The sequence below is a fragment of the Clostridium lundense DSM 17049 genome (assembly GCF_000619945.1).
GTDB lineage: Bacteria > Bacillota > Clostridia > Clostridiales > Clostridiaceae > Clostridium_AO > Clostridium_AO lundense.
This window is the reverse complement of record NZ_JHVC01000014.1, coordinates 1-11,372: the sequence shown is the minus strand read 5'-3', so window position 1 is coordinate 11,372 and position 11,372 is coordinate 1. Positions and strand designations below refer to the sequence as shown.

Sequence of the window (11,372 nt, the reverse complement as noted above, 5' to 3'; positions counted from 1 at the left end):
ACTATGGTAAGTAAACTATATGAAAAAATGAATATACCAGCAGCTTGTGAGGTTGGTAATACTATATTTAAAAAGTTGTTTTATGAAAATGCCAACATGAATAGTTCTGATAAGGAGATATTTACCAATCACATTAAGAAGATAGTTTGGAAATATTCATTTAAAGAAGAAAACTTAAATATAAAAGGGTACAAAACAGATGAGTTAGATTATGAAGAAATAGCTGTTATTGAGGTATTATTAAATGAGGATAAAAAGTATAAGAGAATAGCGGAAATTATACAGAACACCATACCATATCCTTTGGTTTTAATATTTGCTAAAGATGAGAGTATACTTCTAAATGCAGCTAGTAAAAGGATTAATAAAGTTGATATTAGCAAGAATATGGTTGAAGATTATATCTATAGTTCATGGATAAATTTTTCAAACTTAAATGAAAATGAAGAAAAATTCTTAGATTCATTAAACATAAGAGATTTTTCTTTTATAAACATATATAAATTTTATTATAGCTTTGTAGAGAAAGTTAAAATTTTTAATGTATCATCTATTACAGGTGATTTTGATAATTTAAAAAATAAAGATATAGAAGAAGTAAATGTTTTAAATACTGAAATAGAAAGTTTAAATAGTCAGATTGAAAAGTTAAGGGCAGAGTTAAAAAAAGAGCAGCATTTTAATAAAAGAGTAGATATAAATATAAAGATAAAGAGAATAGAATCAAAAAGAAATAATTTAATTGAAAAATTAAAAGCATAAATAAGACTCTACTCATAATGTTAGGAGGAAAACATAATGGAAAAAATAAATGCATACAGTTTAGATATAGTTAAAGAAAATGTATCAAAACTAAAAGAAATATTCCCAGAGGTGTTCTGTGAGGATAAAGTAGATTTTGAAAGATTACAGGAGGTTTTAGGTAATTACATTGAGAATAAAGAAGAAAAATATAGATTTGAATGGCATGGGAAATCACAGGCTATAAGAATGGCGCAAACTCCATCTAGGGGAACACTAAGACCATGTAAAGAAGAGAGTAAAAATTGGGATACAACAGAAAATCTATATATTGAAGGGGATAACTTAGAAGTTCTAAAATTACTTCAAAAGAGTTATCAAAATAAAATAAAAATGATATATATAGACCCTCCATATAACACAGGGAATGATTTTGTATATAAAGATGATTATAAAGATAATCTTTCAAATTATTTAGCTATAACAGGACAAGTTGATGAAGAGGGAAATAAAACATCCACCAATTCAGAGGCTGGCGGAAGGTATCATACTAATTGGTTAAATATGATGTATCCTAGATTGAGGTTGGCAAAAAATCTATTAAGAGAAGATGGTGCTATATTTATAAGTATAGATGACTGTGAAGTTGATAATTTAAAAAAAATATGTCATGAAATTTATGGAGAAGAAAACTTTGTAGCTAATGTAATATGGGAAAGGGCTTTTGCACCTGTTAATTTAAAGAAACATTTTTCAGAGAATCATGATTTTATTATAGCTTATGCAAAGAATCTAAGTGCCTTAGTTAGCAATGGGTTACCACGAGGGAATGAGGGATTAGCAAGATATAAAAATCCAGATAACGATGTTCGAGGACCTTGGCAATCAGATAATTTTTCAGTTGGACCTGCAATACAAGAAAAAGTTTATGAGATTGTAACTCCAGGGGGAAGAAGAATAATGCCACCAGATGGACGTTGCTGGTTGCTTACAAGAGAGAGATATGAAGAATTCTTAAAAGATAATAGAATTTGGTTTGGAGAAGATGGAAATAATGTTCCGAGATTAAAAAGGTTTTTATCTGAGGTTAAAGATAGTGTTACTCCAATGACCATATGGAAATATTCCGAAGTTGGGCATTCACAAGATGCAAAACAAAAATTAAAAGAACTTTTTGATAACAAAGCATATTTTGATTATCCAAAATCAGTGGATTTAATAAAAAGAATAATAGAATTATATTCAGATGATAATTCTATTATTTTAGATTTCTTTTCAGGGTCGGCTACAACAGCACAAGCTATTATGCAGTTTAATATGGATAATAAGAAATTAAACAAATTTATAATGGTTCAGATTCCAGAAAAAACAAATGAAAAATCAGTAGCATATAGTGATGGATATAAAAACATATGCGAAATTGGAAAGGAACGTATTAAAAGATCAGGAGATAAGATAGTTTCAGAAAACAAGGATAAAGAAGGCATTGAGGATTTAGATATTGGTTTTAAGGTTCTTAAGTTAGATTCTTCTAATATTAAACCATGGAATCCTCAATATGATAATGTTGAAATGACTTTAGAGGATATAGTGGATAACTTTGTTCCAGGAAGAACAGAAGAAGATGTAGTTTATGAAATTATGCTAAAGTATGGTATTGATTTAACATATCCTATTGAAGTGAGAGAAGTTAGTGGAAAGAAAGTATTTAGTATTGGATTTGGAGCTTTAATTATTTGTTTAGATGATGAAATTACTTTAGATGTTGTTAATGGTATTGTGGATTTAAAGAATGAATTAAATCCTGAAACAACTAGAGTAGTATTTAAAGATAATGGATTTAAAACTGATTCAGTAAAAACAAATACTATTGAAATATTAAAGAGAAATAATATAAGTGAAATAATGAGCATATAGGAGGGGAACTTAATGAAGTTAAAATTCAATTCAGATTTAGACTATCAGAAAGAAAGTATCTCTTCCATAGTAAATATTTTTAATGGACAAACTCCAGCACAGTCAAACTTTACAGTATCGGCTTTAACTGATAAAGCTGGTACTGAAGGTAAGCTTATAACTGATTTAGGTATAGGTAATAAATTAGAGCTGGATGAAGAGGATATCTTAAAAAATGTAAGAGAAATTCAGCTTAAAAATGGATTAATACCTTCAACGTTAGCTGATTTAGGTAAAAATGATTACAAATTTACTATAGAAATGGAAACAGGTACAGGTAAGACTTATGTATATTTAAGAACAATATTTGAACTTAATGCAAAGTATGGATTTACAAAGTTTATAATTGTAGTTCCATCTGTTGCTATTAAGGAAGGTGTTGTTAAATCTATAGATATTATGACAGAGCATTTTAAAGGTCTTTATGATAATGTAATATTCAAAGCTTATGAATATCAATCTAAAAAGTTAGATATTATTAGAGATTTTGCTACAAGTGATAATATAAGAATAATGGTAATGACAATTCAATCCTTTAATAAGGATACTAATATTATAAATATGGATCATGAAAAAACCAATGGAGTTAAGCCGTTGGAATTTATAAAAGAAACTAATCCAATAGTTATAATTGATGAGCCTCAAAGTGCGGCAAGTACTGAAAAATCTATGGAGGCTATCAATTCATTAAATCCTTTATGCACTATTGGATACTCTGCTACACATAAAGATAAACATAATTTAATGTTTAGACTTGATGCTGTTGATGCTTACGAAAGACAATTAGTAAAGCAAATAGAAGTTGCTAGTGTTATTTCAAAAGACCATAATAATGCAGCATATATAAAGCTTATAAGTGTAAATAATAAAAAGTCTCCAATTAAAGCAAAAATTGAAATTGATAAATGGGATGCTAAAAAAGGAACAATAGTTAGAGTTGCAAAAGAATATAAGGTAGAAGATGATTTATACGAATTATCAGGAAGAAGAGATGTATATCAAGGTTATCAAATTACAGAGATAAATGCTAAAGAAGGAGATGAATATGTTTCTTTTGTAGGCCATGAGCCTATAAGATTAGGGGAAATTCGTGGTGAAATTGATGATGATATAATCAAGAGAACTCAAATTAGAAAAACTATTGAAGAGCATTTAAATAAAGAGCTTAGATTAAAAAAACAAGGAATTAAGGTACTTAGTCTATTTTTTATAGATAAAGTTGCAAATTATAGATTTATAGATAAAGATGGTAATCCACAAAAAGGAAAGTATGCAATTTGGTTTGAAGAAGAATATAAAAAAGCTATAGTAAATCCTAAGTATAAAACATTATTTAATGATGTGGATGTAGAAACAGATGCTGAACTAGTTCATAATGGATATTTTGCTCAGGATAAAAAAGGAGCATTAAAAGATACTAATGGGGCAACAGCTGCTGATGAGGATGCATATAGCTTAATAATGAAAGATAAAGAAAAGTTATTAAGTTTTGATACAAAATTAAAGTTTATATTCTCTCACTCAGCTTTAAAAGAGGGGTGGGATAACCCAAATGTATTTCAAATATGCACTTTAAATGAGACTAAATCAGAATCAAAAAAGAGACAAGAAATAGGTAGAGGGCTTAGGCTAGCAGTTAATCAAGATGGCGAAAGAGTATATGGTTTTGGTGTAAATACTTTAACTGTAATGGCTAATGAAAGTTATGAGGATTTTGCTAGAAAGCTGCAAAATGAATATGAAGAAGATGAAGGCATTAGATTTGGTATTGTTGAAAAGCATAGTTTTGCTAATATTATTATTATCCAAAATGGAGAGTCTGCTTATTTGGAGCAAGATGGTTCAGAAAAGATATTTAATCATTTAAAAGAATATAAATATATAGATGATAAAGGTAAAATAACAGATACACTAAGGACAGCACTAAAAGAGCAAAAGGTAGATATACCAGAAGAATTTAAAGTAATAGAAACTCAAATAGTTGCTAACCTTAAAAAGTTAGCGGGTAATTTAAATGTAAAGAATGCAGAAGATAAGAAGCCTGCAAACTTAAATAAAATGAGATATTTAAGTCCAGAATTTAAGGAATTATGGGACAGAATAAAATATAAGACAACATATTCAGTACATTTTGATTCTAATGAGCTTATAACAAAGTGTTTAGAAGAAATAAAAAACACTCTTAATATTAGTAAGGCTAAGTTAGTTTATTCAAAAGCAGGAGTAGATATAACTAAAGCTGGAATGCTAACAGAAGAAAATAATAGATATAGTATTGATATAGAAGAGCCTAATTTTGTATTACCTGACATAATTACTTTCTTACAAAATCAAACAAACCTAACTAGAAGAACATTAGTAGAGATGCTTAAGAAATCAGGAAGGTTAGATGATTTTAAGAAGAATCCTCAGAAGTTTATGGATGAAGTAGCAAGTATAATAAAAAGAAAAATGAGGTTAATGATAGTTGATGGTATTAAGTATGAAAAAATAGGTGATGATGAGTTTTATGCTCAAGAGTTATTTGAAACTCAAGAGCTAAGTGGATACTTATCAAAGAATATGATTGGTAGTAAAAAATCTGTTTATGACTATATAATTTATGATTCTGATGTAGAGGCTGAGTTTGCTAAAAAGTTCGAAAATAATGATAGTGTAAAAATGTATGTAAAGTTACCAGATTGGTTTAAAGTAGAAACTCCACTAGGAAGTTATAATCCAGACTGGGCTGTATTAATAGAAAAAGATAATATTGAGAAGTTATACTTCGTAGTAGAAACTAAAGGTAATATTTTAGCAGAAGAGTTAAGAGAAAGAGAGTATAGAAAGATTCAATGTGGATATAAACATTTTGAGGCTCTAGGGAATGATACTATCTTTAGAGAAACTGATAGTTTTGAAAACTTCATTGAAAATGTATAAAGAGAGGAAGAAAATTTATGGCAGATATAAAATTTGAAATTAAAGAAACAAGCGGTGTTCTTTCAGAATCATCAAAAGGCTGGAAGAAGGAGCTTAATTTAATTAGTTGGAATGATAAAGAACCAAAGTATGATTTAAGAGATTGGGATGTAGAACATAAGAAGATGGGGAAAGGGGTAACACTTACTGTAGAGGAATTGAAGAAGCTTAGAGATGTGCTTAATGAGATGGAGTTATAGAAGTTAAATTCTCATAAAGTTATTTTAATGGAATCTACCGTTGCTCTGTAGCATATATGGTGCAGAGCAACGGTAGATTTTGTTTTTGGGAGCTTTAAAAGGTGTATTTCGATTATACATTTTTGATACAGGAAATTGACTTATATACAATTATGTTATTGTATATATGAAAATAATGTTGTGTAAGAAGGTGTAGATAATGGATGAAAAACATAAAATGTTTGATTTAGCAGGAGAAGGTAAAAATACAATATCACTTGATCTTACAGAATACATTATGGTATCACCAATAGTTAGAGTAGTATTAAGGAAAGCAAAAGATGTGGCTGATGATGAGGACTGAGATGAATTTATTAGGAAGTTGAGTGACAAAGAAGACAACAACCAGCGAACCTAAATCTATGGCTTTTTTAAATATCTTTAAGTTATAAAATTTGGTCCACTAAATAAAATATAATATATCATTAAATTTGAAGGTGGATAATGGGACTAGTAACTTGGCTAAGGTCTAAATTATCATTAAGAAAAAATAGTAGTGAAGAAAGTACCATACAATTATTAAGAAAAGAAATTGAGAAGTTAAAAGAAGAGAATGTAGCATTAAAAGAAAAAATTATAGTACTTCCTGAAAAAAATAATGAAAAGATAATTGTAACATTTTTTGATGAAAATATAGAAGAAATAATAATAAAAAATATACGGGAAACAAAAGAAGAAATTTGCATAGCGGTTGCGTGGTTTACATCGGAAATTTTAATGGATGAATTAAGAGATCTTAAGAGAAGAGGAATAAATATTAAAGTAATAATTAGTGAAGCAAAGGAAAATAATAAAAGCATTTATAAATTAATAGATGTGTGCAATAAACTGAAAACAGTAGTTATACCAAAAAGAGGAAATAAAAGTTATAGTAATTTAATGCACAATAAATACTGTATTATAGATAATAAAAAAGTTATAGATGGATCATACAATTGGAGTAAAAATGCAAAGTATAATTTAGAGCATGTGATTGTAATTAAAAGCAGAACTGTAGCAAAAATGTATAAAAATAGTTTTGAAAAAATCTATAACAATCCAGAATATTATAGTGATTACGAGATATATGATAAATTAGGATAAGAATTTAAACAAGGGCTTTTGTTTAATTAAGAACAAAAGTCCTTTAATTAATTTAAATAAAGATGAAATATAGTCTATATAGGCAAACTTTAAGGTAAGAGAATATTTAGCGTAACAGGAAATATAATTGTATTAGAAAGCATTTTTTGAGGTATATATGTGGACAAACAGCAAGTAGATATTATTGATCTAAATATTGGTGAAAATTATTTAAATGATTGGGACATTTATTATGCCATAAGAGAAATAATTGCAAATGCATTAGATGAACAAAATGATGGTAAAATTGAAATAATAGATAAAAGTGATGATGAATATATAATTAGAGACTTTGGAAAAGGATTAGAAATGAAAAATTTTATTATGATGGGAGGTAATAAGGACACTAAAAATAATGTAATAGGAAAATTTGGCGTAGGATTAAAAGATGCATTAAGTGTACTTAATAATAATGGTATTCAAGTTAGCATTAGGACAGCTAAATATTTATTTGAATTTCATATGCAAGAGAAGAGTAACAAAATAGATGTTAAAACATTACACGTATATGTATATGAAAATAATGAGAAATGTTTTAAAGGCACAGAGGTTACTCTTAAAAAATGTAAAAAGGAATATATAGAGCAGGCTAAGAAAGAATTTTTAATTTATAATGGTAAAAGAGGCAATATTATTGAGAAAACTCAGTATGGTGACATTTTAAAAAAAGAAAGTAGTAATGCTGACATTTATATAAATGGAATGAAAATAAGTGAGGATAGAAATTTAGTATTTTCATATAACATAAAAAACATATCTTCTAAATTAAAAAAAGGTCTTAATAGAGAAAGAGCGTATGTGAGTAGAGATGCTTACAGAGAAGATATAAAAAAGATTATTGAAATTAGTAGAGAAAAAGAGGTATTAGAAACATTTGAAAAGCAACTTAGAAGAACTTATAATGATAATAGTTATTCGGAGATAAAATGGAATACTGTACTAGTCAAAGTCAGTAATTATATTATAAATAAATATAAACATAAAAATGTAAGGTTTATAGGTAATGAAGACATTCAAAATAATAAAGAATTATATGACGTACTTTGTAAAAGCAAAGATACAGAAATAATTAATGTATCTCAGAGAATTAAAAAAGATATAGAGAAATATAGAAAGTATATAGCTGAAGATAATTTATTTATGGAGGATTCAGTTATTATAGAAGAAGAGCTTTTGAGCAAAGAAGATCTAAATGAAGAACAAAGAAAGATATTAGGAGAAGCCATTGAGATTTTAAAGGAAATAGATCTGCTTAAAAGTGAGTATGTTTCAATAGATAATATAAAGATATCAAAGATACCTATAGGAAGTACTATGCATAAAGAAGATGGAATCATAATACCCTTAAATTCACTAAATGATTTAGAAACGTGTGCAGTTAAAATTATAAATGTGTCATCAAGTTTAGGAAATAATTCAACAGAATTTAAGGACAAAATAGTAGGTAATTTAGTTAAAATCATTCATGAACGTAATATCAGAACTAAAAAAACACAACCTCTCTATGTACCGTAGTAACCCTAATGAGATTAGTCCAATATTTTTGCAAGTGGTTTAAAATTGTAGAAATTGATAAAGTGATATATTAGTAAAAAACTTCTTAAGAATTAAAAACTTAAGAAGTTTTATTTTTGTAAAACATTATTATATAAATTTTTAAAGCTTATAGTTTAATATATCCTTAAAAGTCCTAATATATTTTGTTTTTTTGGAGGACAAAACCAAGAAAAAAGCATTTAGGAAAATTAATTCTAAGTGCTTTAAACATAGATATATAAATGGTGCCGAAGGCGGGACCTGAACCCGCACGATGTTGCCACCGACGGATTTTGAATTGTTTTTCCATAAAAGACGTGATAATCCTGTTGATGATGATTTTCATTTGTTAAAAAATGAGCCAAGCCAGTTAACATTTATATCACATGAAGAAAAAAATGATTCAACGAAGAGTGGAAAAATACTTTTATTGATACAGCTAACGCAGCCCATTAAAGAAGCTGACTCACAGAACGTTCTTGAGGATAATGATTATACAAATAAAACTTTATCTGATATAGCTGAAATTCAAAAGAATCTCAACATAACACGGATTAAGATTTGCGTCGCTGCATCAGGAGCATTTATTTTTGCATTGGGAACTAAATTTAGTAAAGCCCAGAATAAAGATACAGTAATATTTCATTATAAAAATGATACATACCTATGGGGAATTAATGTTACTAAAAAGATTTCTGTGGTAAAAGAAGTAAAAAGTAAGCCTACTGCATAATGGATATTCTGTAGTAACTTCATTATAAGTTATTGTGTTTATTAGAAAAAAATGTAGCAGAGAGATTTCATAAAAGTATAATCAAAGTTTAATTATACGGGCTGGTTACCTGGTGGTATATTGCATATATAAAAACGATAGATAAAGTAGCATGATATTATTTTAATTAACAATTGTGTGCATAGTTTGGTTGGGACTGAGCTATTGTGGGATCGAGATTGTTATTAATTTAGATAACTTGGAAATCTAATAGCTAAATTGATTGAAAGTAAAGTTTTTTTCTGGAATTTTTATGGGAGTTTGCAATAATTATCATATCATATTCAAAAAAATATTAGAACATGATATGATTAACTTAAATCTCAAATATTTAAAATGCAGGTAATAACATGAAAATTGAGAGACTTAAAGTGTTGATGGCAACTGGGGCGTTAGTTGCAACCACATTATTTTCAACATGTAATGAAGAAAAATATACTGAAATAAATGGAAAACAGTATGTTAGTATATATGCTCAATTAAATCCCTCAAGACTGAATAAATACATAAAAGTTGTTGAAAGAAAAGAAGAAAATGGAGTATTAAAGATTATTTTTGATTTGCAATGGCCAATAGATGGTGAATATTTAAGAAATGAAGTTAAATTTAAGATAGAAGATAATAAATTAAAGATATTTTCAATTTATTATCCATCACATGATATGTAATCTACATTAGGTGTAGAAGGAGCTGTTTAAAGTTGAACAAGAAAAGAATAATTATCACAAGTGGTATTATAGTCATAGTAATATTAGGTATTATAGCTGGAGTTAAATATAATAACCAAAAAAATTTAGTAACTTTCTTTTAGAGTCGGATAGATTAATTATGGAAGAAAAGTATGGGGAAGCAGAACAAGTTTTAATTCAAGCAGAGAAAATAAAAAATAATGAGGAACTAACAAAAAAGCTAGAATTATTAAATTTATATAAGACACAAAATGAAATTTATGAGAATGCTAATAAATTAATTGAGAAAAAGGAGTATGATAAGGCAATTAAGGAATTAAATAAAGTAGATGCAAAAGCAGAAAAGATAAAGAAAAGGGCTAGTGAAAAAATAACATTTTGTAAAAATGAAATGATAAAAAGTAAAATTGCTGTATTAGAAAAGTATTTAAGTGAAAATAAATTTAATGATGCCTATAAAGCATTAAATGAAATAAATACAATTGATAGTAGTAATAAACAAGCAGTAGAGTTAAAGGCTAAAATAGATAATTCAAAAATTAATTATGGAAAAGAACAAAAGAGAATTCAAGAAGAAAAGGTTAAAAAGCCGCTTGCTGTAGAACAAGCACGAAATCTTGCAATAGATGTTTATTTTAAAAAAAATCCCAATTTAAAAGAAGATGCCAATTTAAAAGAACATTGTGTACTCGGAGTGATGAAGAATTATTATTGGAGAATTTTGAAGGTATGTATGGATATCATATACAACTACTTGTTGATATGAAGACACACATAGCAACATTAGCATGGTATTTTGTGGATATAAATAGTGGTAAGGTTTATGAAACTAGTGCTGGTGTACCACCAATAAAACTTATTAATTAAATGATTCTATATTAATATTAGGTATTATGGCTGGAGTTAAATATAATAACCAAAAAAAATTTAGTAACTTTCTTTTAGAGTCAGATAGATTAATTATGGAAGAAAAGTATGGGGAAGCAGAACAAGTTTTAATTTAAGCAGAGAAAATAAAAAATAATATGGTTACAAAATAAATTTGAGTCTGTGAAAAAAAGTCTGTAAATTACAAAATATAGCAGCTTTCTATGATAAAATATAAATATCATAGGAGGCTGTTTTGTTATGGGTAAGAGAAAAGAAAGATTAACAGAGGGAAAAAAGAATATTATTGCTGATTTAATTAGGGAGTATGACATTCAATCTGCTGAGGACATTCAAGACGCATTAAAAGACCTTCTTGGAGGTACTATTGAAAGCATGCTTGCAGCTGAGATGGATAACCATTTAGGGTATTCTCCATATGAGCGTACTGATGTAGAAAATGCACGCAATGGAAAGAAACAAAAAACT

The 11,372-nt window shown here is 27.6% G+C and carries 11 protein-coding genes; all 11 read left to right on the top strand.

All coding sequences use genetic code 11. The annotated features are described in order from the left end of the window. The first annotated feature begins 3 nt into the window (after positions 1-3). Positions 4-762, top strand: coding sequence for a DUF4391 domain-containing protein (locus tag T514_RS0115415; RefSeq protein WP_027625588.1), 759 nt, complete (start codon positions 4-6; stop codon positions 760-762). Between the two features lie 36 nt (positions 763-798). Further along, positions 799-2,658, top strand: coding sequence for a site-specific DNA-methyltransferase (locus T514_RS0115410; protein ID WP_027625587.1), 1,860 nt, complete (start codon positions 799-801; stop codon positions 2,656-2,658). Between the two features lie 12 nt (positions 2,659-2,670). Continuing rightward, positions 2,671-5,619 carry a type III restriction-modification system endonuclease gene (locus T514_RS0115405; RefSeq protein WP_027625586.1) on the top strand — a complete coding sequence of 983 codons (2,949 nt, stop codon included), beginning with the start codon at positions 2,671-2,673 and terminating at the stop codon, positions 5,617-5,619. Between the two features lie 17 nt (positions 5,620-5,636). Then, positions 5,637-5,858 carry a YdbC family protein gene (locus T514_RS0115400; protein WP_027625585.1) on the top strand — a complete coding sequence of 74 codons (222 nt, stop codon included), beginning with the start codon at positions 5,637-5,639 and terminating at the stop codon, positions 5,856-5,858. 199 nt (positions 5,859-6,057) lie between these two features. After that, positions 6,058-6,201, top strand: coding sequence for a hypothetical protein (locus T514_RS26200; protein ID WP_207640945.1), 144 nt, complete (start codon positions 6,058-6,060; stop codon positions 6,199-6,201). Positions 6,202-6,341: 140 nt separating this feature from the next. Continuing rightward, complete coding sequence (locus T514_RS24705) at positions 6,342-6,980, top strand: phospholipase D-like domain-containing protein (protein ID WP_051542070.1); 639 nt, start codon at positions 6,342-6,344, stop codon at positions 6,978-6,980. Positions 6,981-7,139: 159 nt separating this feature from the next. Then, entirely contained in the window at positions 7,140-8,534 is a 1,395-nt protein-coding gene (locus T514_RS24700; RefSeq protein WP_051542069.1) for an ATP-binding protein, read from the top strand. Between the two features lie 295 nt (positions 8,535-8,829). Further along, complete coding sequence (locus tag T514_RS0115380; RefSeq protein ID WP_027625584.1) at positions 8,830-9,288, top strand: SAVED domain-containing protein; 459 nt, start codon at positions 8,830-8,832, stop codon at positions 9,286-9,288. A gap of 389 nt (positions 9,289-9,677) precedes the next feature. Beyond that, entirely contained in the window at positions 9,678-9,995 is a 318-nt protein-coding gene (locus T514_RS0115375; protein ID WP_027625583.1) for a hypothetical protein, read from the top strand. Positions 9,996-10,155: 160 nt separating this feature from the next. Then, the gene (locus tag T514_RS0115365) at positions 10,156-10,782 is read left to right on the top strand and encodes a hypothetical protein (RefSeq protein WP_027625582.1); all 627 of its coding nucleotides are present in this window, start codon (positions 10,156-10,158) and stop codon (positions 10,780-10,782) included. A gap of 362 nt (positions 10,783-11,144) precedes the next feature. Beyond that, positions 11,145-11,372, top strand: a 228-nt coding sequence (locus T514_RS0115350; RefSeq protein ID WP_027625581.1) for a transposase, incomplete at its 3' end; no start/stop codon positions are given.